We start from the raw sequence: 24,486 nt of genomic DNA on the forward strand, positions 1-24,486 counted from the left end.
ATAAGAAAGGATAGAATTAATATGTATGATGTAGTTGCCATTGGAGAACTTCTCATAGATTTTACACCAGTTGAAGACGGTGAAAAGAAATTGCCTATTTTTGAACAGAATCCAGGCGGAGCTCCAGCAAATGTATTAGCTATGAATGCTAGACTTGGTGGAAAAACAGGATTTATAGGAAAAGTGGGTTATGACCAGTTTGGATGCTTTCTAAAGAAAGTAATAGAAGATGTTAATATAAATGCTAGTGGACTTGTTATGTCAAAAGATGTGCATACAACATTGGCTTTTGTACATCTAAGTGAACAGGGAGAGCGGTCTTTTAGTTTTTACAGAAAACCTGGTGCAGATATGATGCTTACAAAAGAGGAAATAAATAAAGAATTAATTGATAATTGCAATATGTTTCATTTTGGTTCAGTATCTTTAACTGATGAACCCTGCAAAAGTGCAACAATAATAGCAGTGGAGTATGCTAAGAAAAAGGGCAAAATTATCAGCTATGACCCTAATTATAGGGAAGCTCTCTGGAAAGATTATAGGGTTGCAAAAGAAGAGATTCTAAAAGTGATGCCTTTAGCTGATATAGTAAAAATATCTGAAGAAGAAATGGAATTTCTTTTTGGTATAACAGATATGGATGAGTGTGTAAAATTGATTAAGGAGATGGGTGTTTCCCTTGTATTGATTTCCATGGGGGATAAAGGTTCCTATTATTCAAATAAAAATGTATCAGGATTCATAAAATCATTTAAAATGAACTCCGTTGATACAACTGGAGCTGGCGATGCTTTTTTAGGAGCAGTACATTACAAAATCAGGAATAAAGATTTAACAGATATTCAAATGCTGCAAAAAGAAGAATTGGATGAAATTTTGTTGTTTGCTAATGCAGCAGGAGGAATTACAACTACCAAAAAGGGTGCTATACCCGCTATGCCCAATGAGGAAATTATTAACAGATTATGTTTGAAATAATTAAAGATAAAAGAGAGTATATCAAGGTGTGATATGCTCTCTTTCTTTTTAGATTATTAATGGCATAAATTAAGAATATGTTGCAGGAACTTACATAAATGTTTATAATAATAACAATGGTATATGAAATTACGAGGAGGAGTAACTTGAAAAATATATTAAACAAAATAGAATATAACTCACCAGTGGTACTAACATTTTCTTTGCTAGCAACAGCAATTTTCTTTATTGACCAAATTATACCTTTGGATATTATTAATTCGTTATTTGTTTATAGAGGGGGATTTTCTTTAATCAGTATGATTCAGATGATATTATGGCCTTTGGGACATGCTTCTATAGATCATTTGTTAGGGAATATTACTTTAATTCTATTGATAGGACCAATGCTTGAAGAGAAATATTCTTCAAAAACAATTTTAATATTAATTATTGTAACAACTATAGTGATTGGATTCTTTCAAGCTATTATTTTTAATAGTGGAATATTAGGAGCTAGTGGTATTGTATTCATGATGATAGTATTAACTTCCTTCACTAATATGAAAGATGGAAAACTTCCTCTTACATTTATCTTCATAGCTATATTATTCTTGGCTAAAGAAATATATAATGGAATATTTGTGACTAATAATATTTCAGAATTAGGTCATATATTAGGTGCTCTTGTAGGGATGGGATATATATACATAGTACAAAAAAATAAGAAAAAGCAAAGTATTTAACATGTTTAGCTTTACATTAGAGAGAGGGCATTTGATTGGATAAAAAATATAAATTATATGGTTTTAATAACTTGACTAAAACTCTCAATATGAATTTTTATAATATTTATTATATAGATGGTAATGAGTTGAAAGAACAATATATAGATTATATCAATTGTAGATATAGTGCAGATAATTTAACAAAAGTGCTTAGGAAAGTTACTAGTATGATTGGTGCTAATATATTAAATATAGCAAAGCAGGATTATGATCCACAAGGTGCCAGTGTCAATTTGTTGATTTCAGAAGGGCAGATACCAGTCGTCAAGGTTGATGATTCTTGCAACAGAGGAAATATCATACCTAATAATGGGCATGTAGTAGGACATTTAGATAAGAGTCATATTACTGTACATACTTATCCAGAAAATAATAATCATAGTGATATATCTGTTGTAAGAATAGATATTGAAGTTAGTACTTGCGGTGAAATATCCCCTTTAGTGGTTATTGATTATTTGCTTGAAGAATTGGATTCAGATATGGTCACTCTAGATTATAGGGTGAGAGGATTCAACAGAGATATTAATGGAAGAAAACGGTATAATGATAATAGCATAAAATCCATACAAGAGTTTATTTCAGATGATAATAAGTCGGGTTGTGAGTTGGTCGATTTTAATTTACCAAAAGAAAATATATATTATACCAAAATGAGAAATGATGATTTTGAAATTGATAAACATTTATTTAACTTAAAAGAACAAGATCTACAAGATAAACTAGTTAAATGTATAATAGACAAAATAAAAAATGAATTGAACACTATATTTTATGGACAAGAATAATATTAATGGGGCTATAGTTAGAATTGAATTCTATCTATAGCCCCATAATTATTGATTAAGATTATATATTGTTATTTGCCTAGTTTAGCCTTTAATGCAGCAAGTTCATCCATTACTTCGGTATCTGAATTTTCTAGTTCAGCAAATTGGCTGTTTAGATCATCGTTAGCCATATAACTATTTAATTCTGTAGTTGCTTCAGCTTCACTTTCAATAGTATCGACTTTTTCACTGATTCTAGAAAAAGTATCAAAAACACTTGAATCATTTACACTTGACATAGTTTTTTGGATAGATTTCTGAGCTTCTGCTCGTTTGGTTCTAGCAATCAATAAACCTTTTTTACGTTTAGCTTCTTCTATCTTATTACTTAAATCTCTTAAACCAGCTTTTAAGTTATCAGTTGCATTTTTTTGAGCCTGCCATTGAGTTTGATATTGTGCAACAAGGTCATCATATTCTTTTTTCCTATTTAGAGCTTGAAGAGCTAGAGCATCATTACCACTAGCTACAGCTAATTCTGCTTTTTTACCCCATTGTGCAGCTTTTGCAGCTTCTTCATCTAAAGCTTTCTTTAATTTTTTCTCATCAGCTATAGCTGATGCAACAGAACCTTTTGCCTCATTATACTGCTCACCCATGTCAATTATTAATTGATTTAACATTTTTTCAGGATCTTCAGCTTTTGAAATTAGATCATTTACATTTGATTTAAATACTGTACTTATACGATTAAATATACCCATTATATGTTACCTCCCTTGATATTTTCTATGTTAAAGTTATTAGTTTGCAAATTTAGCTAATAAATCATAATGTTGTATTAGAGCTAGACCAATACTGTCTATAGTTGATTGAAATTCATTCTCGTCAAGATTTTCTGCTTGTAGAGTATCTATCATAACCAAGCTGTCATTTTCAATAGCATAAGCACCATGAACTAAATCATTAGCATTTAATTCTAAGACAGTTCTATAGAACTCTTCTTTATTGTTCTTAGGTAGTTCCATGATTTTGACTCTAAATAAAACTATAGGTTCTACTAATTTGACTACGATATTATCTATATGTGATAAATCATCTTCAATTTTCCATGTGCTTTCATCTAATTCTTCATAGAGTAAATTCATGTCTAGCATGAAACTCTCAATTCTTTGTTTAATTTCCATTTATAATAACCTCCTTATATTTTGTGTTTAGTGCTATTAATAAAGTACTGCATGTTAACTATTATTGGTGAGTTAACTTTCTTTATTATATACATTATAGCATATAAAGTTCAATAGTAATTTATCAATAAAGACATATTTTCAGCAAAATAATATAATTTTTGCAATATATCTTTTATAATAATAAGATATATGATAATATTAGTTGGATGTGATTAAGGAGGTGAATATTAATGGGATTTATTGATAGAATTAAAAACATATCTAGAGCTAATAAAACTGCTAAGATGGAATCTGAAAGTAGTGAATTGACAGTTTTTAATATGAGGGTCGGAGATATAGTTTCTATTGAAGAAGTCGATTATGAAGTAAAAGGTATATTAAAATTCAATGATCATGGTTGGAGATGGACAGAGTACAAATTAAAAGATTCTAGAAAAACTTACTGGTTAAGTGTAGAAAAAGACGATGAAGTCGAAATATGCTTATATAAAGAGGTTGTAGCAATCATTACTGAGGCTCCAAAAGTATATGAATATAAAGGAATTACATATTATATGCAAGAAGGTAGTGATGCCAAAGTAGAATATGTACAAGGTGAAGTAAGCACTGTTAAAGGTGAAGAGGTTGATTACTATGAATATAGTGATGAAGACGGTGAAAATCTTCTTTCTCTTGAAATATGGAATGGTGAGGTAGAAATGGGTATTGGTAGAAAAATAGAGGATTATAATGTTGAGATATATCCTAAAAACTAGTTGCTTTTAGAGTAGGAAGGAGGGAAAGAGTATGAGTAAAGGAATAAAAATTTTTCTGGGCATTATTGCATGTGTATGGTTAATTGGAATAATTGCTTCTATAGGCTCACATAAATCTGTAGCAAAGAAATTAGATAATAATTCTAATTTTCATTATTCTACTAGTTTAACAAGTAATTATGATAAATCAGATAAAGCGAAGATTTATTCATCAGATATGAGTGTGAGAGAAACTGCACAATATCTTATAAATGAAGATAGACCACAAGATTATACAGATTTAGATAATGATGAAGCTATACAATTAACATATGATGATTATTATGTATTGATCTATGAAAGCGAAGATGGAGAGACTTATACACAGATATCATCGAGAAAATATATACATAACAATGGATATTACGGGCTCTATAGACCACATAGAAATAATATTATATTATTCTATGATACTGCGTATATTTCTAGCAGATATTATTCAAAAGATAATAATAGATATGGAAATGGGTATACTAGGCCAGTTAATAGTATGAATACTTCATCAAGTAATAGTAAATCAACTACTAGTAAAACAGATACAAGTAAAACAAAAACAGATAGTAATAAAATAAAGACTGACAAAAATGCCGATAGCAAAATTAGAACAGAAAACTCAAAAACAAATTCAACTGGTAAAACAACAAACAATAGTACTTCAACAAGTAGCTCTACAAGCAAAAGTAGTACATCAAGTAGTACATCTAGAACAAAATCTGTTCGTTCAGGAAGTGTTGGTTCAAAATCAAGAGTAGGTGGAGGAACAAGTTTTGGTAAATAGTTAGATCAACATATTAAGAAGGGAGAAAATATAATGGAAATTTTAAATAATGAATTTGTAGCAACTATTATTTATGCTATTCTAGCGTTAGTTTTAATGTTTGTAGGGTATAAGATATTTGATATGATTACACCTTATAAATTCGCTGAAGAGATAAAAGAAAAAAATCCAGCTGTTGGTGCAGTGATAGCAGGAATATTTATAGCCGTAGCAATAATCATCAAGGCTGCTATAGCATAAATTTCTAATTACATATGTGAATTATAGAAAATTGGTTTTTAATAATAATTAAGGAGGTTTGGAAAATGAATCCTATCATTTCTAGTATAATATATTTTGCAATCGGTATGTTTTTCTGTGCAATAGGATATAAAGTATTCGATATTATTACACCATTTGATTTGAATAAAGAAATTGATGATCATAACATGGCAGCTGGTTTAGCTGTTGCAGGAATTTTTATTGGCGTGGCAATAGTTGTAAGTGCTGCAATAATATAAGTTATAATAGCTTTGTAAAAAGTTATGGAGGTTGACATGTCAAAAGAAAATAGCATTAAAAAAGATACAAGTACTGGTAAAATTGATGCTACCCCTTTGATGTTTGCTGTTTTTATTATAGCAATATGCGGAATAATATATGAACTGATTATCGGTGCAATCAGTTCATATTTATTGGGGGATAGTGTTAAGCAATATTCTATTACTATAGGATTATATATGAGTGCTATGGGTATAGGGTCATATATAACCAAGAAGTTCAAGCGTAATTTATTTGATGTTTTTGTTGTAATTGAGTTGACTATAGGTTTAGTTGGAGGTATATCTGCTGTACTATTGTTTGCTGCATATGGATATACCAAAGTATATCTTCCAGTCATGTACATAATAATAATTACAATTGGTATTTTAGTAGGACTAGAGATACCTATACTTACTCGTATCATAGAAGAAAAAGAAAATAATCTAAGAATGACACTTGCTAACGTATTGAGTTTTGATTATATTGGAGCATTAATAGGTTCGGTTGCGTTTCCTTTAATTTTACTCCCACATTTGGGGTATATCAAAACTGCCTTTTTAGTTGGTTTCATCAATATAATAGTAGCCAATATAATAATATATAAGTATAGTGAGCACATTAAAAGAATTGATGTGCTAAAAGTAGTAGCGGCATTGTTTGCACTGATAATCATAGTAGGTTTTGTAACAGCTGATTCAACAGCTGATAAGATTGAAGATAGTTTTTATAGAGACCAAATCATATATAGGAAACAGACCAAGCACCAGAGGATAGTTGTAACAAAACATCGTGATGACCTTCGTTTGTTTCTTAATGGTAATGTTCAATTCAGTTCACAGGATGAATATAGATATCATGAATCTCTAATTCATCCTGCAATGACCCTTGCAAAAGAACGCAAAGAGATATTAATCCTTGGTGGCGGGGATGGATTGGCTGCAAGGGAAATATTGAAATATGATGATGTTGAGAATATTACTTTAGTTGACCTTGATAAAGAAGTTGTGGATTTTTGTAAGTCTAATCCACTAGTAGAATCCTTGAATAATAAATCATTGGATAATGAAAAGGTGAATGTTATTAATCAAGATGCTTACAAGTTTCTTGAAAACACAGACAATAAATATGATGTTATCATTGTGGATCTGCCAGATCCTAATAATGAAGCTTTAAATAAATTATACACTAATATATTTTATAGATTAATATATAATAAGCTAGATGATGGAGGTATGGTGGCTATTCAATCAACAAGTCCATATTATGCTGAACAAGCGTATTGGTGTATTCGTAAAACCGTTGAATCTGAAGGGTTTTATACTACGGGATACCATTTATATGTTCCTTCTTTCGGAGACTGGGGATTTACATTAGCCTCTAATCAGGAATTCAAAAAAGAGGATATCAATTTAGCAGTTCCAACTAAATATCTTAATGATGATATGGTAAAGGCTTTGTTTGTTTTTGCTGATGATGAGAAAAAATCTAAAGATAAGGTACAGATAAATAGCCTTACCAATCCGGTTTTATTTGGATATTATGAAAAAGCGTGGGATAGTTATTAGTCAGATATAGGAGACGATGATATGATATCAGTAATATTGAATGCAATTAAAGTCCTTCATGTATCTATGGAAAAAAGTAAGATATATAAATTAATAGGGATTTTTATAGTTGCATTATTAGTTTGCTCAACGGCATTTTATATTTTTGAAAGTAAAGCTAATGCGGATTTAAGCTATGGAGATTCTTTATGGTGGGGATTTGTTACAACAACAACGGTTGGTTATGGTGATTATTTTCCAATAACTGCCCCAGGGCGTTTATTTAGTGTGATTTTAATGTTGGTTGGTATTAGCACATTTGGTTTTTTGACGGCAGCGATTGCGTCAATATTTATAGAGAATAAAATGAAAGAGGGTATGGGACTTATGGATATCAAATTTAAAAATCATATCGTACTCATTGGATGGAATAAGAAAAGCGAGACTATGCTAAAAGAACTAGTTGAAGATAATGAAGATCGTAAAATAGTTATAGTTTCTGAAATTGAAAGATTGAGTCTCCCATACAAAAATACTTATTTCGTACATGGTGATCCTACTGTAGATGATACATTAATAAAAGCTAATATACCAAATGCAGATATTGTGATGGTTGTAGCTGATGAAAAGTTGATTGATAAAGATGGAATGGCAGATGCTAAATCAGTTCTTGTATGTCTAGCTGTTGATAAATTCAATACGAACATTCATCTAATCGCAGAAGTTCTTAATGAAGAGAATATTCCTCATTTTGAAAGAGCAAATGTTAATGATATTATTGTCAGTAATCAAATGAGTAGTCGAGTGATGGTTAGAAGTGCAATTTATAAAAATGTGAGTACTGTATTAAAAGAATTATTGACTAACTCTTACGGCAATGAGTTATATGAGTGTATTGTTAAAAAAGATGATATAGGAATATCGTTCAAAGAACTGTCAATGAAGTATCTCAATGAATATAATACCATTGTAGTAGGTATTGCAAATGAAAAAGTATCCTTGAATCCAGATAAAGATAGGAAGATACAGAAAAATGATGTTATCATATACATATCTAGTGAAAAACTGTAAAAGGTATAGGTCATAAAAAACAAATTTTTATGACTTGTATCTTTTATTTTTTTATGCCTCTAAGTTACAGAATCAATTTATGATAATCTACAAATACTAAAGTAGATAATTACAATGATATTATTGGTTGATTATTAAAAAGTTAGAGGCGAGTACATGGATAAAAGAGAGTTCAGAAATTATTATAAAGAATATTCTAATAGAGTAATTAAAACGAAGGTTATTTTATCTGTAGCTTCTAATGCAGATAATATTATTGCAGCTGCTTTTATCAGTTCTGTTGTACTTGCTTCGCTAGCACTTATTATGCCATTAGTAATTTTTATTATAGCATTGGCTGTGATGTTTTCAGCGGGGTTAGGTTCATATATAGGTTTTTATTTAGGGAGAGATAATATTCATAAGGCTAATGATTTGGCTAGTTTTATTATGATAGTGATAATTATTATTTCTCTGATAATCGGTATGATTACGTCAATTAATGCAAGTTCTATAGCTAGTATATTAGGTGCAAGTGGAAAATATCATGCAGCAGCAACCATATATCTTAGAATTTTGGGGATTAGCTTTATTCCTCAGATAATATCTACAGTTCTAGATAAATTAATCATGAATGATGGCTCTCCAAAATTCACTTATCAAGTCAATATAATTACTATGATGATAAATTTATCTTTTAACCTATTGTTAGTAATAGTTTTTAATATGGGTGTTAAAGGATTAGCTTTAGCAACACTGTTAAGTCAAGTGTTTCATCTTGGAGTTAATATATATTATTTCATGAAAAAATCTAAAGTAATAAAATTCATAATACCTTCTTATCACTTTCACGAATTAAAGAGAATTATTTATAATGGAAGTAGTGATTTTCTTTCTGTTTTTACTGATGCCATTATGATTTATGTTGTCAATAAATCCATATTAAAATTTCTACCTAATCAGTATTTGGAAGCGTTTGCTTCTGCAACTATATTTACAGCCCTTATCACGAAGATATATGTAGGTTCACAAGTAGGATTACAACCAATAGTGTCTAAATTACTTGGAAGAGGACATTTTGATAAATTGAAAGATATATTTGCCTATTCACTTAAGAGGAGCATCATATACGCTATTATTTTATATATAGCATTAATTCCTGTTTCTTTTATATTGTTACCTTACCTTTTGGATAACAAAGAATTGGTATCAGTTGCTTTTAGAATTTATCTTGGGGTAGGAGTTTCTTATTTATCATCTTGTGTAGGAGTTCAGATAATATTATTTTTTACCGCTATTAATAGACCTGTAGAATCATTGGCTATCGCTTTTATCAGAACTATAATATTGATTCCTTTGGCAAGTATAAGTATGATTTACTTGATTGGGGTTGATGGTATTGCTATTGGATTTTTATTACCGGAGATATTGATTACTGGGATTTTTATATATTATTTCAAGAAAATGGATTTTATGAAATATAGGATGAAATATGACAGATGAAATGTTCACGTGCCTTGGGGTAAAATGACCTTTTTGGAATATTTTTTTGCCAGAATCGGCGAGTATAATAATTATTGTTTACTGTATAATTAATTTATCCATAGTTTAATAACAATAAAAATTCTGAAAAGGGGATCGTTGAAATGAAAGATTTTTTACATAAATACTTTACTGAGATACAAACAGATGATATATTAACAAATCATAGTAAAATACTGGAGCAAATGATAGCTGAACAAGAATCTAAGCTATCATCCAAACAGTATAAAATTGCTAAAACACGAATATTGAACAGAATAGCATTCTATTTATCCATCCGCAAATATCTGGATGATGATAAAGCTCTTGAATATGCTAAGGAGTATTATTACTCTAAAACAAAAAAGATGAGTAATTTCATGAAAAAAGTTGGAAAATCAACAATTGGTTGTATACTGTTCAAAAAAGCATTTGTATCTGGATTGAAGGCAGATACATGGGTATCAAATATTGTACAAAATGATAATAAAGCGTTAAACTTCAATATTACAAAGTGTGTTTATAAAGATTTGTGCGATTACTACAAATGCCCAAATCTATGTAAGATGTTTTGTGATGGTGATTGGTTGATGTTTGGTAAAATGGAAAAACTTAAGTTCTCTAGAGAGTACACACTGGGGTATGGGGATAATGTATGTGATTTCCATTTTAAAAACATAAAAAAATAAAATTGAATTAATAAGTTAATCCTAATTTTAAATAAAAATAGGAAGATAAAACTTATAGAATTAATTTATTATAATCTACAATATACATATACTATTTTGCTTTCTAGTTATCTACAATATAATAACAAAACATTTTTTTCGCGTAGCGTATTATGGCTATATTATATAATTTGTAAAAATAGTATTATTTATTTTATTTGTATTGTAATTTTTCTTACACCTCTGTATAATCAATAGGTGATAAAGGTTACTAATTATTAATATGAAACAATGTTATATGATAATAGGGAGAGTTGCAAATGATAAGAAACGTTTTTAGTAAGATTATTGGGGTTATATTAATTATGGGTATAATTGCTGGGGCAGTTGTATTGGTTATTGATGGTTTTGGCAATGATACTAATGCTGTAAGTAATACTATGAAAGAAAATAATGAATCAGGAGATAAGTTATCAATCCTAACTAATACAGTTAAAAAAGAGTTAAGTGAAACAACTTTAAAATTGGATTTGGATTTAGATAATGATAATAGTACTGATTATATCCTTATGATTGATAGTGGAAGCGATGATGAGATAGAACCTACTGTTTCTAGTGAAAACTGTATTGAACATAAGTATATGAATGAGTATGAATATGAAGTAGATTTATCAGGTGATTATGGTAAAGTATTATTGACTTTTCATGAAGTATTTGATAGTGGGATGATATATTATGTTCAATATATTCCTAACAAAAATTCAAGTAATGAATTATATTTTAGCGTAGAAGCAGATAAGACAGATAGTTATAATATTTTAGAAGGATATTATATAGATAAAACATTAAAGTTTAATGATAAAGATGTAATTTCTAGTACAGTTCTCCCAAATATAATTAATTTTATTGATGGAGAGAATAATCATATTAAACTTGGAAGAGCATTTCATGAGAAAGAGTTAGGAAGAAGTGTAAAAACTGTCAGTGAAATTAACCAAAATATCAATATGGTTATTGATGATAAGACAACCTATAGATATAAATTACCTGTTAAAAAAGGTTACTCAACAAAAGTAGAAGGAGTTCTATCATTAAAGAATCTAATTAATGATAAGAAGGTCAAATTTAACATTGATACATTGATTGCATTGGATTTAGCTAATATTAAATATGTATGGGCTGATGGTGTATATTATGATAATCCTAGTACTTATAGACCTTCTGCTAAAAATGATTTTTTTAGAGCACCTTGTGCAACACATATGAGAGCTTGTTATTGGGTATTGGACCAAGGGAGTATTTTTACAACTTATGGTATAAGTCTAATGTATAGTTATGCCAAGTTATATAATGATAAGAATTACATTCCTACTGAACCAAGGTCCAATTGGATATATGATGAATATGGTATAAATGAAAATTTTTATGATACTAGATTTAATACAGATACTGCAAGTAGTTTTTTACATATGCAGGAAGTGTATCCTGATGAAGAAATCAAGAGAGTATTAGATAATTACTTTAAGTTTTTTACGGATTTTGTTGATGATAATAGTTTTTATGTTGATGGAAATATCTTTGTAGCTGACTATATGGATTATAATGGTAATGTTAAGATGCCTCATTGCTCGTTAAATCACATGCTTTCAGAAATGACGGTATTGTATAGATATTATTTATTATATGATGATAAAAAAATATTTGATTTAGCAGAGATATTCTTACATAGTATATTGAATACAAAAGATGGTTGGATAAAGAATAATGGAGATTTATATTATTGTATTACAGAAGAAGGTAAGTATAAAAGAGATGATTATCCATTAGTGACATATAATGATTTGAAAAGAGCGGAATACTATCTGAAAAAGATATATGGAGAAGCACCAAAGGAATACCAAGATATTTTAGATTCAAAAGAAAAGTGGGCTAAGGAAAAAGGGTATCTAAAATAAAATATACAAAAATAATTTCTAGTAATAATATTTAACCATTTTACTTATAATGTATTATAGTAGAATGGTTAAATTTATGTTATAGGTTGACTAAATCATTATCATATGATAAAGTATAGTTGTTCCAAACGTTTGGTACAAATTTGGGCAACGGAGGTGATAGACATGAGTAAAATACTTTATTTTGATTGTTTAGGTGGTCTAAGCGGTGATATGACATTAGGCGCACTTGTTGATTTGGGAGTTGATAAAGACATTTTTATTGGCGAATTAGATAAACTGAATGTTAAAGGATTCAGTTTGGATATTAATAAAAAAAGAAAAGATGGAATTAGTGCTACAGATGTTTATGTACATATTGATGAAAGTTTAGTCTATCCAAAAAGGAATTTAAATGATATTATTAATATTATAGATGATAGTACTATTAGCATGAGAGCTAAAGAAATTAGTAAATCCATATTTATCTTAGTTGCTGAGAGTGAAGCAAAAGTTCATGGGCAACCTATTGAAGATATTTTCTTTCATGAAATAGGTGCATTAGATTCAATGGTTGATATCATTGGCGCTTCTATTTGTATTGATTTACTTAATGTTGATAAAATATACGCATCTCCTATTCATTTAGGTACTGGATTTATAGAGTGTGCCAATGGCATTATTCCTATACCTGCGCCAGCTACTATGGAAGTATTAAGAGATGTACCTGTGTATCAGACTAATATAAAAACTGAGTTGGTAACGCCAACTGGTGCTGCAATTATTAAAACTATAGCCGAAGATTTTATTTCAATGCCTAAAATGACCATTAAGAATATTGGTTATGGATCAGGCAAGAAGAAATTACCTATAAAGAATTTATTAAGAGTCTTAATAGGAGAAGAGGTGGTTAATTGAAGATAGCTGTAGTTGATGGACAGGGCGGCGGTATTGGGAAAATAATAATAAGCAAATTAAAAGATAGTATTGACGAAACTCATGAATTAATTGCACTTGGAACGAATTCAACTGCAACCACTGGTATGATAAAAGCTGGAGCGAACTCTGGTGCTACTGGTGAAAATGCTATAAAAGTAATGAGTAAGAGAGTTGATATTATTTTGGGTCCACTTGCGATTATGGTTCCTGATGCTATGATGGGTGAGATTACTCCTGAAATTGCTTTATCCATTTCATCAAGTGAATCCAAAAAAATACTATTACCATTCAATAAATGTAATATGGTAATTGCAGGAGTACAAGGTAAAAAATTAAATAAACTTATTGAAGAATTAGTGCAAGAAGTACTAAGAAATATATAAACACCAAGAAGGTTGTGATACTTTTTTGGTGTTTATTTTTATTTGTATTAGGAAAGTTGCATTACTATATTTCTAGTAATTTTATACACAAGATGACTTTATGTTACATATATCTGAAAGGAGAATTTTTTATGAAAAGTAGACAAATGGTTTATACAGCATTATTTGCAGCGCTAGGGGTTATATTACCTCAGATGTTTCACGTTTTTGGAAGTATTAGTGGTAGAGCATTCTTGCCCATGCACATCCCTGTTCTATTAGCTGGATTTGTATGTGGACCTGTCAGTGGGTTACTTGTTGGATTGATATCTGTATTAGTAAGTCATGTATTTACAGGAATGCCACCTGTTCCAACTCTGTTTTTTATGATAGTTGAGTTGCCGGTATATGGATATGTAGCAGGTTTATTATTTAATAAATTTAAATTGAATATGATATTATCATTGATTTTAGCAATGGTAACAGGTAGAGTAGTTGTTGGTCTAATGATTATATGTGCAACAAATTTATTTGGTATCACATTACCACCATTTATTAATGTAGTTGGTATGACTTTAGCTGGTTTACCAGGTATTGCATTGCAATTTATTATTATTCCATCAATAATGCTTATAGTCAAGAAAATGGGTTACCAACATGCAACAGCTTGATAATTATGGATGGGGAGATAATAATTATACATGTATTGTGAAAAATAATGACAAAGTAGTTTTTACTTCAACTGAAAGAGGTGTTAAACCTCTACTAGATTATATTGATGAAAATCATGATTATAAAGATATTACGGTCATTGATAGAATTATAGGAAAAGGTGCTATGTGTTTAGCTATCAAAAGTAAAGCGAAAAAAGTAATTACACCTATAATCAGTAAGAAAGCGTTGGAAATAGCCAATAAATATAATATAGATGTAGAATATGATAAGGTGGTTCCTGGAATCATTAATAGAACTGGTACAGGACCTTGCCCCATAGAAAATGCTGTTTCTAATATAGATAATGTGGAAGAGGCATATAATGTTATCTTGAACACATTAAAAGAGTTATCAAATAATGGATAATATACTATATAAGTTGAATAGAACTAAATAATTGCTATAGACCAGCAATAATAGTTCTATTCAACTTTATAAAATCAAGGGAAATATATTGAACTTATTAAATTAGGTGTATAGACGTATAAGTTCAATATATATAGGTAAGTTATTTGATGTTATTATAATCAGATCTTGCAGCATAAAAACAATCAATATTATTAAGAGGTATTTTAACAGGTTCGAATTCTTTGCCAGTATACATAACACCAGTTATATAATCTTTATTGCATTTTTTTAAACGAAACATATGAGTAAACCCCATCTTTGATTTGATCATAACCATTTTGTCTTCGTAATTCTTTAGATTTGTTTTGTCTGAAATTTCTTTGAAAGGCATTTCATTATAGTATATATCTCTATTATCCATATATCCTCCATAGAATTATACTCATAACTAATATATGATTCCAGCGATATAGTATATGTATTGTTTATAGTGTTTTTGCATAATATTGAAGTTTATACTTGTTTAAAAGATAAAATAATTATATAATGAAAGTAATATATTCAACTTATTGAAATAAGTGTATAGATGTATAAGTTCAATACATATAGTTAAAACTATTATGTAATTTGTTAGCGGTCTAATGAATTCATGATAGTTTTTATTGTATCAAAATTGTAGACTGACTTGTATTTACTAAATAATGACATCAATAGAGTATTACGTAAAGATAATTATTCTTTAGGAGGTTCTATTATGGAAGGTTATACAAGGGAAGTTAAAAATCAAATCAATAGTCTAGTGGATCAAGATGGAAAATTTCAATTCGGAACATATAATAAACCTATCAAGAAATTAAATATGTTAGATGCAAAGAAACCATTAGGATTTCCATTTGGCAAGCACTTCAAAAATCTAAGATTAAAGGAATGGGAAGCATTTCAAGCGGGTAATCAAGATGTTTTTATGCTTGGAGCAGTTTATAATACTAAAACTTCTGCCCTTAATCAATTATCTATCTACGATAAAAGGAATAACAAACTCTATAATTATAGAAAATACTGTATCCCATGGAAACAAATATTAAGTACAAGCATGTATCAAAGTGAAAGTAAATATATATCAAAAGATTTTATGATGATCATATATAATAATCTTGAAGAAGGCAAAATCAATATAGTTGTTAAAATAAGAAGTAAAAATGACTTACCAAATATAAAATTAGAGATTACTGCTTTTCACTTAACAGAACCTATTGTTATTTGCCAACCTTTTGATACTAATCGAGGGCTATATTCACATAAAGCATTAATGAATATGGAGGGTGTACTTTATATTGGAAAAGAAAAAATAGTTTTTAATAAGGATACAGCATTTACTATTATTGATAATCATAAAGGATATTATCCAAGTAGCGTGAAATATGACTGGGTTACAGGATGTATCAATAATAAAGATACGGGACTTATAGGGTTTAATCTAACAGATAATCAAATCAAAGATCATGAAAAATACAATGAAAATTGTTTGTGGATGAATGGGAACATGCAAGTTCTACCGCCAATCAAATTTAAAAGGTTGATTAAAGATGATAAAGAAGTATGGAAAATAAAAGATGAGTATGGTATGGTAAATATATCATTTTATCCATTAGCTAAACTACAACTGAAGTTTAATTATGGTATCATTTATTCAGATTATGAAGGTCCTATGGGAACTTTTAGAGGATATATTAAAGATAAAGAGAATAATAAAATTATGCTTGATGAGTTTTTTGGAATGGGTGAAAAGAAAAGATACAGAGTTTGATAATCTAGTTAAATAGGAGCAGTATATGAACAGAAGAATAAGTTTATCAGAAATGTCAAAGTTGTTAAACATATCAAAACATACATTAAGATATTACGATAAGATAGAATTAATTACACCAAGTTATGATAGTAACGGCTATCGATATTATTCTATTGACCACTATTATATTTTGAGTACCATTAAGCTATTAAGAGATATGGATGTATCTATTAAAGATATTAAGAAGAGTCTTAATGACGATAATCTAGAAGATTTTGTTCAGTTATTGATTAATAGTAAAGAACATATAGATTCTGAAATTATAAGAATGACAAAACTTAGTAATCTTATAGGAAATAAGATAAAAGTTGCGTTTCATGAAAAAAGTTGTGAAAATCAATGGTATATACGAAAAGAACAAGAAAGAAAATATATTCATTTTGGCAAGTATCCTACACTAGCTAATAGTGGAGAAGATGAGTTTAAAGATATATTTGAATTAGGTTACACTATCTTAGCTGAAAGTAATATAATGATAAAACATTCCATAGAAGAATTAGAAAAGATAACAAATGAATTTACTAACTTTTTTATAGAGTATGATGACAAGTTGATGTTAAAAGGTGATTTATCCGTAATACCTGAGGGAGATTATATAATATATTATTATAAGGGAAATGAACAAGATATATATGAAAGTTTAACCAATACTATAAAAGATATTGAGTCAAGAGGGTACAGCATTGGTGATGAGATATATGAAATGTTGAGACCATCACAATTTATTACCAGCTCTAATAAGTCTTTTTTTACAGAATTTAATATACCTATTGTAAAAAAAGACTTGACATTAGAGTAGCTCTAACCTTTACAATGTCTAATAATTGATTATTAATTAGTTATTATAACATTGTGGAGGACTTTATATGAAACAATTAGATCTAGGAAAAGACAAAATAAGTAAGTTGTTTATTAATTATTCTATTCCAGCTGTTATTAGTATGGTGGTTATTTCACTATATATCATAGTTGATGGAATCTTCGTTAGTAGGGGAGTAGGACCTGATGGTTTGGCGGCGGTTAATATTGCATTACCGTTCATACAAGCTCTTAATAGCGTTATTATCATGATTTGTATAGGTGGTGGAGTGTTAACGGCCATAAAGCTAGGGGAGAATGATGTAAAAGAAGCAAGTAGAAGGTTTACTTTTACAATTATAATAGCATTGGTGTTCATTTTGGTTACATCATTATTATCACTAATTTTTTTGGATACTCTAGTAAAACTTCTGGGAGCAGATGAATCATTGATTCATTTGGTTAAAGAATATCTGGTTATAATGTTAAGTTGTAATTTATTATTTCAACTTGCACCTATTATGGAGAATTTTATAAGAATAGATGGTAGACCATCATTTTGTATGATTGTATCGATAATAGGAACAATGATTAATATTGTTCTTGACTATGTATTAATCATCAAATTGAATATGGGATTAACTGGTGCAGCTACAGCAACTTGTATAGGTGCAGGATTAAGTGGATTAGCAATGCTTACTTATTTCCTAAGCAAAAGATCCAAGTTAAGATTTAGAAAACCAATCTTTGACATAAAACTATTAGGTAAAATGTTATACAATGGTAGTTCTGAATTCCTTACTGAAATATCGTCTTCAATAGTTTTATTGATCTTCAATATAGTTATAATGAGAAAGATGGGACCATTGGGAGTATCAGCAATAAGTATTGTGTTATATATTAATACTTTAGTCATTATGGTACTTTTTGGGGTAAGTCAATCATTACAACCAATAGTAAGCTATAATCTCGGAGCTGGACAGGTAGATAGAGCCAAACAAGGATTGAAATTTTGTTTGATCACTACTCAATCAATAGCATTAATATCAATGGTAGTGGTTTTTATATTTAGTGAACCATTAGTCAAGATCTTTGCTGAAGGTAATAAAGAATTGATAGATATGGGAGTTTGGATGACAAGATTATATTTGACATCTTACGTATTTTTAGGGATAAATATAACATCATCAGCATTCTTCACTGCTGTAGAGCAACCGTTGATGTCAGCAGCAATATCACTATCAAGAAGTTTGGTTTTAGTTATTATAGGATTAGTGGTTCTTCCTATGATGATAGGGGATAGTGGGATATTCCTTTCAAATACTTTGGCAGAAGTTGGAACACTTTTTGTTAGCTTATATTATCTAAAGAAGTATTTCAATAAAAAATGTGATAGATATTTAAGTAATAATAAAAAGGCTATTGTATAGCCTTTTTATTATTAGAATCTATTAAATAACGGATTCTAAGTTCTTTATAGAATTATGTAGGGCGTCAATACTACTGGAATGACATCTTAAAATAGGGATGTTTTTCTTTTTTGCTTCTTTATTAGCAATATTAACCATTTTATGTGAAACTGTACTAGTGAATATAAGTAATGCATCGGGAGTACCGATACTCTTACTTAATCCTCCTGACATTTGTGTAAATACTTTTAGTTTGTGACCAGCTTTCTTACAGACTGTCTTATATTCTCTATGCATACGGTCATGACCGCCAATTAATACAATACTCATATTATCACCTTTTTTTAACTTTTTTTATATTATACAATAAATGATAATGATTGTCAATATCAAATAATAAATTTTTTTAATAGAAAACCCTTCTTGAATTGAAAAATTAAGTGCTCTCTTGTTCTTTCTAACTCTGTGTTTTTTTCTCTTGAGTCTGACTTTCAATAATAAATCAATAGGTTTAATTTTGATTAAGCCTCTATCAATATAATTGTATATGGTTTTCGTACTTACACATGGCAAATCTCTGTTTTCATGTTTAAATCTGCCAATAGCAGCATCGGGTGACCACTTATCATGCAAAATCTTATCCTCAATATAGCGTATAGAATCAGAACATGAAATTAATTTCAACTTTGCCCCAGAATTACGCCTTTTAATCTCATACTGCATTTGGGCTGAGTCAGCATAATAATCTATCCTTTCTGTTAAATTACTATTTCGTTGATTGACAGAATATCTATTGATTTCACGACTAACGGTACTCTTATGTCGACCTATTTTATTAGCTATAGCTGTTTTGGTTAATCCATCTTTCCAAAGAATTTCAATCTTAATTCTCTCTTGAAGGTTTAAATGATTGTAGTTCTTGGTTATACTATTATTAGAATCCATTAATTAAATATCTCCTTTATGTTTGTCAGAATTACATCTTGGAGTATTAACTAATGGATTTTTTTTAACCATTTTTACTCATTTTCACTGTTGCACTTCAAATTTCAATTCGCCAATAGAAAACCCTTCTTGATTTTCGGTCTCAGGAAGGGTTTTACATTATATAATATAAGGTTGTAAGCTATATTTCACAATACCTCATTAATATTGCGTATTTATATCACTTTACTTAGAATATAAATTATTTAATTTTTTTAAACAAAATAAATATTGACTTTTAAAGAGCTCAATCATATATTCATTGTTTTCTGATTAAGTATTGCATTATTGAGTTGGAGTACTTTGTTAGTATATTATTTTCGATTACCGTATATTCGATATAGCTAATAGCAATACTTGCTAATGATAGTTAGCTAGATTATTTAAAAATTAAAAACCTCTTGCAGATAATATAATGGTGCAACTATATAATTTTATTTTTTTTTAATTTTATAATTGCCTGAATAATAGCATTTTTTACTGCTATATAAACAATCAAACCGATATATATTCCCCAAAGTAACATTTCCATTTTGCAACACCTTCCTTTATGAAATTAAAGTTATAGTTTAATGTTAACTACAAAAGGAAATTATTTGTCAATAATTCTTTCTAATTCTGTACCAATAAAAGTTGCGAAAGTAAAAGGTTCTTCTTCTTGTATCAGAGAATATCCACCAAACTCAGTTCTATATGAAATCAGATGTTTCGAAAATGAAGTTTTATTATCTATCATCATATCTACAAGGTTTAGATTTTTGATAATTACATTACATATATAAGTAGAGTATAAATTTTCGATATTATCTAATTTAAAAAAACCAGTATTTGAAGATGAACATAATCGTAATTGACTATTTATTTTATCATAAACATTATTTTTAATATCAATAATTTGATAAAATTTTACTATTTCACTATAATAATAATAATCCCATGCTTTATTTTTAATATCGTTATTAATAATTGATTTTTCAAGACTACTAATTAAACTATATAATAATTGGTCATCATATTGTATAGTTAACATATCTAAAACTCTTATATAATACCATTTGTCTTTATTGTTTTCAAATATAACGTTATCTTTGTTAATAACTAAGTTATAAATTTTGTTTTTGTTATAACAGGACAAATAATTAAGATACAAATATATAATTTTCCAATTAGTATTTTCTTTTTTAATTTCTTTAGTTATGTAGTTTGAGATTTCTAAATCGGTAGTTAATAAATTATCATTACTGATATTATTACTAATTATAATATTCATTATTGAATCTTCGTCAAATATATTTTCATTATTTATAATTTTAGTATGATAGCCAGCAAAATAATTTGAATGAGTATTTGATAAATCTAATACTAAATTTTTATACTCTGTTATATTTTGTCCTAGTAATTGTTTTATCTTTAAAACGTACAATAATTGCTTGTGAGATAATAAATTAATTCTATTGTCTAATATTATAAAATTACATTGATTTTCTAATTCAGTTGTATCAATTAATTTGTTATTTATTAATATTTTAAGAATGTCGTATACTTCTTCTATATTAATAAATGAATCTGAATTTAAAATATTATTAATCCTATTTAGTGAGTTTTTTATTACGGTATCCTTATTATCATTAATTAATTTGTTCAAATCAATTAAATTGTTGAGTTTGTTCAGAGAAAATATAATGTTTTGATCTTTTATTGCTCTTTTTGCAAATAGCTTTAAATTTTCTTTGCTATTATATGCTATACTATTTTCAATCATATCAGGTAAATAATCCACTAGAAATAAATTGTTTATTATTTCTAGGTCATTTTGACATAGTAGTCCTTTTTCTATAGATTGAAAATCGTTGTGTTTAATTATCTTATCTTTTATATCTATATTTAAATTTAAAATTTGTGAAGTTTTATATATAAATATTAAATCAACAATATTATTAGTATTACTTATTTCTTTTTTTAAGAAAGAATTATAATTATCTGCGTTATGTTTTTTATTTATACCAACCATAGATTGCATTTCTAAAATATAGTATGTATCATAAATATCAGGATTAATTGAAAAAATATAATTAACATCATTATATTTGGCAGAGTCTATGAGTGTTAAAGTGTTTTTTTCCCATTCTGTACTACTATTTTTTTTAATGAATGTAGAGGATATTATTAGTAATGATATAAATAAGACACATAAAACTAAAAAAAGTTTATATTTTTTCATATATTGTCCTTTCTAATTTATAAAATAACACTACAATATTTAAATATATTGTAGTGTTTAAATTTAATATTATATCATTATCCCGCTACTATTGCTTTGATTATAGCGCTTACAGAATCTTTGCTAGAATTATCATATATTTTGACACAACTTCCAGACTCAAAATAGATATTAAGAGCACAAACAGAACTTATATGAGAGTCAACGGTTTGTCTTGCTGTTGAAGTATCATTATTTGTATTAGTTATTGAATGACCTGCAGATGTCATTCCACTAAATGATACTCCTGCTAACGAACCATTTACATTTACTCCTGTAATTCTAGTGCCTACTGTATTTGATATTTCAGCTACGCTACCAATAGGCATAGCCGAAGTACCAAACCATACTGATTGTGAATCAATATTAAAATCCCAACCATTAAAAAAGGTGTTAAGAGTTTCTACTTTTACACTTGCCATATGATTTTCATAAGTAGAACTTCGATTACTATGATAAAAACCATCTCCTAGATTACCTGTATATGTTGTTGTCTGTGTAGAACGAACAGATACTCTATCCTTATTAATTTGAACTAAATAATTATAATCTTCTAAGGCTAATTTATATGCTTCTTCTGATATATACTTACTTTTTAACATTTTTTCTAAATATTTCAATGGATCATGTTGTGGATTAGAATTAGTTTCTACTGTTAAATTTGGTGCAGCCAAAGCGCTGGTAGAAAATACAAGTAATGTAAAAATAACTGCTATAAATTTTTTTGCTTTTCTCATATTGAATCCTCCCTAAATTTGTTTAATCATTAATATTTTTAAAATATATTATGCTGATATTTTTTATGTTTTATTTCTGGGGTCTATATAAATTACCTCGTACGCTGGTAAGAATATAGCATAGATAATAAATGTAATATTATTATCTACAGTTAATTATAGACTACTCTAAAAAAATGTCAATAAATATCATAATTATTTTAATTAAATCTATTTTTGATATAAAACAATATATTTAAACAGTTTATAAACAATTATAATAAATATTTTAAATTTATAATTAACTAAACATATATACATTTTTAAAACTTATTATAATATTAATAATTAGAAAACCCTTCTTGATTTTCGGTCTCAGGAAGGGTTTTACATTATATAATATAAGGTTGTAAGCGGTTTAATAAATTAATTAAATATTTTTAGCGGTTGTACCATAGAATGCTGCTTTGTATATTTCTTTAACATCATCTGCGTTAGATTGTCTTGGGTTAGTTAAAGAGCAAGGGTCTGCAAAAGCATTTTCACTCATTCTGTTTAAAACTTCATTGAATTTTTCTTCTGTAATTTCAACTTCAGTAATTTCTTTTAAAGTTGTTGGGATGCCAACTTTCTTGTTTAAATCTTTTAACTCAGCTACTAAATCATTAATCTCAAGTTGTTTTTCTATTTCAGCAAATTTATCTGTAGCTTTCATATTGTATTCTATGATGTATGGTAATAAAATAGCATTAGCTAAACCATGAGTAATACCAAGTTCTCCACCAATTTTGTGTGCTAAACTATGAACAAGTCCAAGTGAAGCGTTAGTGAATGCCATACCTGCAAGGGTAGAAGCATTATGCATATCTTCTCTTGCTTTCATGTTACTACCATCAGCATAAGCTACTGGAATTTGTTTGTGAACTAATTTGATAGCTTCCATAGCAAGTGGATCAGTATAACTTGTTGCAGCTGTTGAAACATAAGCCTCAATAGCGTGTGTCATAACATCCATACCTGTGTTTGCTGTAATATGTGCAGGCATTTTAGCAGGAAGTGCTGCGTCTAATAATGCAATATCAGGAGTGATTTCATAAGATACTAGAGGATATTTTATATGATTTTCTGTATCTGTAATTACTGAGAAAGCTGTGATTTCTGATGCTGTACCACTTGTTGATGGTATAGCTATAAATTTAGCTTTTGATCTAAGTCTTGGGAATTTACCTGCAACTAAGTCTTCGAATTTAGTTTCTGGATATTCATAGTAAACCCACATGATTTTTGCAGCGTCAAGAGCAGAACCACCACCGATTGCAATAATCCAATCAGGTTTAAACTTAGCCATTTCTTTTCCGCCTCTAACAACTGTATCGATTGATGGATTAGGTTCAACACCATCTACTATAGATACTTCCATACCAGCTTTTTCTAATTGTTTTTTAGCTTCGTCTAAGAAACCAAATCTTTTCATTGAACTACCACCTGTAACAAGAGTAGCTTTTTTACCTTCTAAAGTTGATAAATATTCTAATGCACCTTCACCGAATACGATATCTTTTGGAACTCTGAACCATTGTAAACTCATTAT

The 24,486-nt window shown here is 28.5% G+C and carries 27 protein-coding genes; 19 read left to right on the forward strand and 8 right to left on the reverse strand.

All coding sequences use genetic code 11. The annotated features are described in order from the left end of the window. Positions 1–21 precede the first annotated feature (21 nt). The 3 genes from ACX6CF_RS12500 (at position 22) to speD (ending at position 2,533) form a co-directional block, all read left to right on the forward strand. Entirely contained in the window at positions 22–978 is a 957-nt protein-coding gene (locus ACX6CF_RS12500; RefSeq protein ID WP_458785671.1) for a carbohydrate kinase family protein, read from the forward strand. A 146-nt stretch (positions 979–1,124) separates the two neighbouring features. Beyond that, positions 1,125–1,703 (forward strand): rhomboid family intramembrane serine protease, encoded by a 579-nt coding sequence (locus ACX6CF_RS12505; RefSeq protein ID WP_458785672.1) that lies wholly within the window; start codon positions 1,125–1,127, stop codon positions 1,701–1,703. 35 nt (positions 1,704–1,738) lie between these two features. Continuing rightward, a complete protein-coding gene (gene speD / locus ACX6CF_RS12510) occupies positions 1,739–2,533 on the forward strand; it encodes an adenosylmethionine decarboxylase (RefSeq protein ID WP_458785673.1) in 795 nt (264 codons plus the stop codon). Positions 2,534–2,604: 71 nt separating this feature from the next. On the opposite strand, the gene ACX6CF_RS12515 is transcribed toward speD, so the two are convergent. Both ACX6CF_RS12515 and ACX6CF_RS12520 read right to left on the reverse strand, forming a co-directional pair. Continuing rightward, a complete protein-coding gene (locus tag ACX6CF_RS12515) occupies positions 2,605–3,279 on the reverse strand; it encodes a PspA/IM30 family protein (protein WP_458785674.1) in 675 nt (224 codons plus the stop codon). 39 nt (positions 3,280–3,318) lie between these two features. Then, positions 3,319–3,702 carry a type III secretion system chaperone family protein gene (locus tag ACX6CF_RS12520; protein ID WP_458785675.1) on the reverse strand — a complete coding sequence of 128 codons (384 nt, stop codon included), beginning with the start codon at positions 3,700–3,702 and terminating at the stop codon, positions 3,319–3,321. Positions 3,703–3,935: 233 nt separating this feature from the next. Between ACX6CF_RS12520 and ACX6CF_RS12525 the strand changes: the two genes are divergently transcribed. The 13 genes from ACX6CF_RS12525 to ACX6CF_RS12585 all read left to right on the forward strand — a co-directional run bounded on the left by ACX6CF_RS12525 (position 3,936) and on the right by ACX6CF_RS12585 (position 14,897). Then, positions 3,936–4,460 carry a DUF4178 domain-containing protein gene (locus ACX6CF_RS12525; protein ID WP_458785676.1) on the forward strand — a complete coding sequence of 175 codons (525 nt, stop codon included), beginning with the start codon at positions 3,936–3,938 and terminating at the stop codon, positions 4,458–4,460. Between the two features lie 31 nt (positions 4,461–4,491). Beyond that, positions 4,492–5,277 carry a hypothetical protein gene (locus ACX6CF_RS12530; protein WP_458785677.1) on the forward strand — a complete coding sequence of 262 codons (786 nt, stop codon included), beginning with the start codon at positions 4,492–4,494 and terminating at the stop codon, positions 5,275–5,277. Between the two features lie 33 nt (positions 5,278–5,310). Beyond that, positions 5,311–5,517, forward strand: a complete 207-nt coding sequence (locus ACX6CF_RS12535; RefSeq protein WP_458785678.1) for a DUF350 domain-containing protein — start codon at positions 5,311–5,313, stop codon at positions 5,515–5,517. Between the two features lie 65 nt (positions 5,518–5,582). Further along, positions 5,583–5,777 (forward strand): DUF350 domain-containing protein, encoded by a 195-nt coding sequence (locus ACX6CF_RS12540; RefSeq protein ID WP_458785679.1) that lies wholly within the window; start codon positions 5,583–5,585, stop codon positions 5,775–5,777. A 36-nt stretch (positions 5,778–5,813) separates the two neighbouring features. After that, positions 5,814–7,364 carry a polyamine aminopropyltransferase gene (locus tag ACX6CF_RS12545; RefSeq protein ID WP_458785680.1) on the forward strand — a complete coding sequence of 517 codons (1,551 nt, stop codon included), beginning with the start codon at positions 5,814–5,816 and terminating at the stop codon, positions 7,362–7,364. A 21-nt stretch (positions 7,365–7,385) separates the two neighbouring features. Continuing rightward, positions 7,386–8,414, forward strand: coding sequence for a potassium channel family protein (locus tag ACX6CF_RS12550; protein WP_458785681.1), 1,029 nt, complete (start codon positions 7,386–7,388; stop codon positions 8,412–8,414). A gap of 156 nt (positions 8,415–8,570) precedes the next feature. Next, entirely contained in the window at positions 8,571–9,896 is a 1,326-nt protein-coding gene (locus ACX6CF_RS12555; RefSeq protein ID WP_458785682.1) for an MATE family efflux transporter, read from the forward strand. Between the two features lie 143 nt (positions 9,897–10,039). Beyond that, on the forward strand, positions 10,040–10,603 hold the full coding sequence (locus tag ACX6CF_RS12560; protein ID WP_458785683.1) for an L-2-amino-thiazoline-4-carboxylic acid hydrolase: 564 nt from the start codon (positions 10,040–10,042) through the stop codon (positions 10,601–10,603). 299 nt (positions 10,604–10,902) lie between these two features. Continuing rightward, the gene (locus ACX6CF_RS12565) at positions 10,903–12,537 is read left to right on the forward strand and encodes a hypothetical protein (protein ID WP_458785684.1); all 1,635 of its coding nucleotides are present in this window, start codon (positions 10,903–10,905) and stop codon (positions 12,535–12,537) included. A 165-nt stretch (positions 12,538–12,702) separates the two neighbouring features. Next, the gene (larC, locus tag ACX6CF_RS12570; RefSeq protein WP_458785685.1) at positions 12,703–13,434 is read left to right on the forward strand and encodes a nickel pincer cofactor biosynthesis protein LarC; all 732 of its coding nucleotides are present in this window, start codon (positions 12,703–12,705) and stop codon (positions 13,432–13,434) included. Beyond that, complete coding sequence (locus tag ACX6CF_RS12575) at positions 13,431–13,838, forward strand: DUF3842 family protein (RefSeq protein WP_458785686.1); 408 nt, start codon at positions 13,431–13,433, stop codon at positions 13,836–13,838. Before larC ends, ACX6CF_RS12575 begins: the two co-directional genes overlap by 4 nt. 131 nt (positions 13,839–13,969) lie before the next feature. After that, the gene (locus tag ACX6CF_RS12580) at positions 13,970–14,488 is read left to right on the forward strand and encodes an ECF transporter S component (protein WP_458785687.1); all 519 of its coding nucleotides are present in this window, start codon (positions 13,970–13,972) and stop codon (positions 14,486–14,488) included. Next, positions 14,475–14,897, forward strand: a complete 423-nt coding sequence (locus ACX6CF_RS12585; protein ID WP_458785688.1) for a DUF1893 domain-containing protein — start codon at positions 14,475–14,477, stop codon at positions 14,895–14,897. Before ACX6CF_RS12580 ends, ACX6CF_RS12585 begins: the two co-directional genes overlap by 14 nt. Positions 14,898–15,039: 142 nt before the next feature. Here ACX6CF_RS12585 and ACX6CF_RS12590 read toward each other — a convergent pair whose 3' ends face one another. Beyond that, positions 15,040–15,300, reverse strand: coding sequence for a hypothetical protein (locus ACX6CF_RS12590; protein ID WP_458785689.1), 261 nt, complete (start codon positions 15,298–15,300; stop codon positions 15,040–15,042). A gap of 333 nt (positions 15,301–15,633) precedes the next feature. Between ACX6CF_RS12590 and ACX6CF_RS12595 the strand changes: the two genes are divergently transcribed. The 3 genes from ACX6CF_RS12595 (at position 15,634) to ACX6CF_RS12605 (ending at position 18,956) form a co-directional block, all read left to right on the forward strand. Next, positions 15,634–16,686, forward strand: a complete 1,053-nt coding sequence (locus tag ACX6CF_RS12595; RefSeq protein WP_458785690.1) for a DUF2804 family protein — start codon at positions 15,634–15,636, stop codon at positions 16,684–16,686. Positions 16,687–16,711: 25 nt separating this feature from the next. Continuing rightward, a complete protein-coding gene (locus tag ACX6CF_RS12600; protein ID WP_458785691.1) occupies positions 16,712–17,527 on the forward strand; it encodes a MerR family transcriptional regulator in 816 nt (271 codons plus the stop codon). 67 nt (positions 17,528–17,594) lie between these two features. Beyond that, positions 17,595–18,956 carry an MATE family efflux transporter gene (locus ACX6CF_RS12605; RefSeq protein ID WP_458785692.1) on the forward strand — a complete coding sequence of 454 codons (1,362 nt, stop codon included), beginning with the start codon at positions 17,595–17,597 and terminating at the stop codon, positions 18,954–18,956. A 21-nt stretch (positions 18,957–18,977) separates the two neighbouring features. Here the strand turns inward: ACX6CF_RS12605 and ACX6CF_RS12610 are convergent, their stop codons facing one another. The 5 genes from ACX6CF_RS12610 to ACX6CF_RS12630 all read right to left on the reverse strand — a co-directional run bounded on the left by ACX6CF_RS12610 (position 18,978) and on the right by ACX6CF_RS12630 (position 24,483). Beyond that, positions 18,978–19,265: a DUF2325 domain-containing protein gene (locus ACX6CF_RS12610; protein ID WP_304943544.1), complete on the reverse strand. Its 288-nt coding sequence runs from the start codon at positions 19,263–19,265 to the stop codon at positions 18,978–18,980. Positions 19,266–19,289: 24 nt separating this feature from the next. Further along, positions 19,290–19,880 (reverse strand): transposase, encoded by a 591-nt coding sequence (locus ACX6CF_RS12615; RefSeq protein WP_458785693.1) that lies wholly within the window; start codon positions 19,878–19,880, stop codon positions 19,290–19,292. Positions 19,881–20,511: 631 nt separating this feature from the next. Beyond that, positions 20,512–22,140 (reverse strand): hypothetical protein, encoded by a 1,629-nt coding sequence (locus ACX6CF_RS12620; protein WP_458785694.1) that lies wholly within the window; start codon positions 22,138–22,140, stop codon positions 20,512–20,514. A 77-nt stretch (positions 22,141–22,217) separates the two neighbouring features. Next, positions 22,218–22,916, reverse strand: coding sequence for a hypothetical protein (locus ACX6CF_RS12625; protein ID WP_458785695.1), 699 nt, complete (start codon positions 22,914–22,916; stop codon positions 22,218–22,220). A gap of 409 nt (positions 22,917–23,325) precedes the next feature. Next, a complete protein-coding gene (locus tag ACX6CF_RS12630; RefSeq protein WP_458785696.1) occupies positions 23,326–24,483 on the reverse strand; it encodes an iron-containing alcohol dehydrogenase in 1,158 nt (385 codons plus the stop codon). Positions 24,484–24,486: the final 3 nt, after the last annotated feature.

The organism is Vallitalea sediminicola (genome assembly GCF_054408565.1).

Excerpts from the sequence above, each read along its gene's own strand:
- ACX6CF_RS12500 (WP_458785671.1), top strand. The coding sequence starts at position 22 with ATGTATGATGTAGTTGCCATTGGAGAACTTCTCATAGATTTTACACCA.
- ACX6CF_RS12515 (WP_458785674.1), bottom strand. The coding sequence starts at position 3,279 with ATGGGTATATTTAATCGTATAAGTACAGTATTTAAATCAAATGTAAAT.
- ACX6CF_RS12520 (WP_458785675.1), bottom strand. The coding sequence starts at position 3,702 with ATGGAAATTAAACAAAGAATTGAGAGTTTCATGCTAGACATGAATTTA.
- ACX6CF_RS12525 (WP_458785676.1), top strand. The coding sequence starts at position 3,936 with ATGGGATTTATTGATAGAATTAAAAACATATCTAGAGCTAATAAAACT.
- ACX6CF_RS12530 (WP_458785677.1), top strand. The coding sequence starts at position 4,492 with ATGAGTAAAGGAATAAAAATTTTTCTGGGCATTATTGCATGTGTATGG.
- ACX6CF_RS12535 (WP_458785678.1), top strand. The coding sequence starts at position 5,311 with ATGGAAATTTTAAATAATGAATTTGTAGCAACTATTATTTATGCTATT.
- ACX6CF_RS12540 (WP_458785679.1), top strand. The coding sequence starts at position 5,583 with ATGAATCCTATCATTTCTAGTATAATATATTTTGCAATCGGTATGTTT.
- ACX6CF_RS12545 (WP_458785680.1), top strand. The coding sequence starts at position 5,814 with ATGTCAAAAGAAAATAGCATTAAAAAAGATACAAGTACTGGTAAAATT.
- ACX6CF_RS12550 (WP_458785681.1), top strand. The coding sequence starts at position 7,386 with ATGATATCAGTAATATTGAATGCAATTAAAGTCCTTCATGTATCTATG.
- ACX6CF_RS12555 (WP_458785682.1), top strand. The coding sequence starts at position 8,571 with ATGGATAAAAGAGAGTTCAGAAATTATTATAAAGAATATTCTAATAGA.
- ACX6CF_RS12560 (WP_458785683.1), top strand. The coding sequence starts at position 10,040 with ATGAAAGATTTTTTACATAAATACTTTACTGAGATACAAACAGATGAT.
- ACX6CF_RS12565 (WP_458785684.1), top strand. The coding sequence starts at position 10,903 with ATGATAAGAAACGTTTTTAGTAAGATTATTGGGGTTATATTAATTATG.
- larC (WP_458785685.1), top strand. The coding sequence starts at position 12,703 with ATGAGTAAAATACTTTATTTTGATTGTTTAGGTGGTCTAAGCGGTGAT.
- ACX6CF_RS12580 (WP_458785687.1), top strand. The coding sequence starts at position 13,970 with ATGAAAAGTAGACAAATGGTTTATACAGCATTATTTGCAGCGCTAGGG.
- ACX6CF_RS12585 (WP_458785688.1), top strand. The coding sequence starts at position 14,475 with ATGCAACAGCTTGATAATTATGGATGGGGAGATAATAATTATACATGT.
- ACX6CF_RS12590 (WP_458785689.1), bottom strand. The coding sequence starts at position 15,300 with ATGGATAATAGAGATATATACTATAATGAAATGCCTTTCAAAGAAATT.
- ACX6CF_RS12595 (WP_458785690.1), top strand. The coding sequence starts at position 15,634 with ATGGAAGGTTATACAAGGGAAGTTAAAAATCAAATCAATAGTCTAGTG.
- ACX6CF_RS12600 (WP_458785691.1), top strand. The coding sequence starts at position 16,712 with ATGAACAGAAGAATAAGTTTATCAGAAATGTCAAAGTTGTTAAACATA.
- ACX6CF_RS12605 (WP_458785692.1), top strand. The coding sequence starts at position 17,595 with ATGAAACAATTAGATCTAGGAAAAGACAAAATAAGTAAGTTGTTTATT.
- ACX6CF_RS12610 (WP_304943544.1), bottom strand. The coding sequence starts at position 19,265 with ATGAGTATTGTATTAATTGGCGGTCATGACCGTATGCATAGAGAATAT.
- ACX6CF_RS12615 (WP_458785693.1), bottom strand. The coding sequence starts at position 19,880 with ATGGATTCTAATAATAGTATAACCAAGAACTACAATCATTTAAACCTT.
- ACX6CF_RS12620 (WP_458785694.1), bottom strand. The coding sequence starts at position 22,140 with ATGAAAAAATATAAACTTTTTTTAGTTTTATGTGTCTTATTTATATCA.
- ACX6CF_RS12625 (WP_458785695.1), bottom strand. The coding sequence starts at position 22,916 with ATGAGAAAAGCAAAAAAATTTATAGCAGTTATTTTTACATTACTTGTA.
- ACX6CF_RS12630 (WP_458785696.1), bottom strand. The coding sequence starts at position 24,483 with ATGAGTTTACAATGGTTCAGAGTTCCAAAAGATATCGTATTCGGTGAA.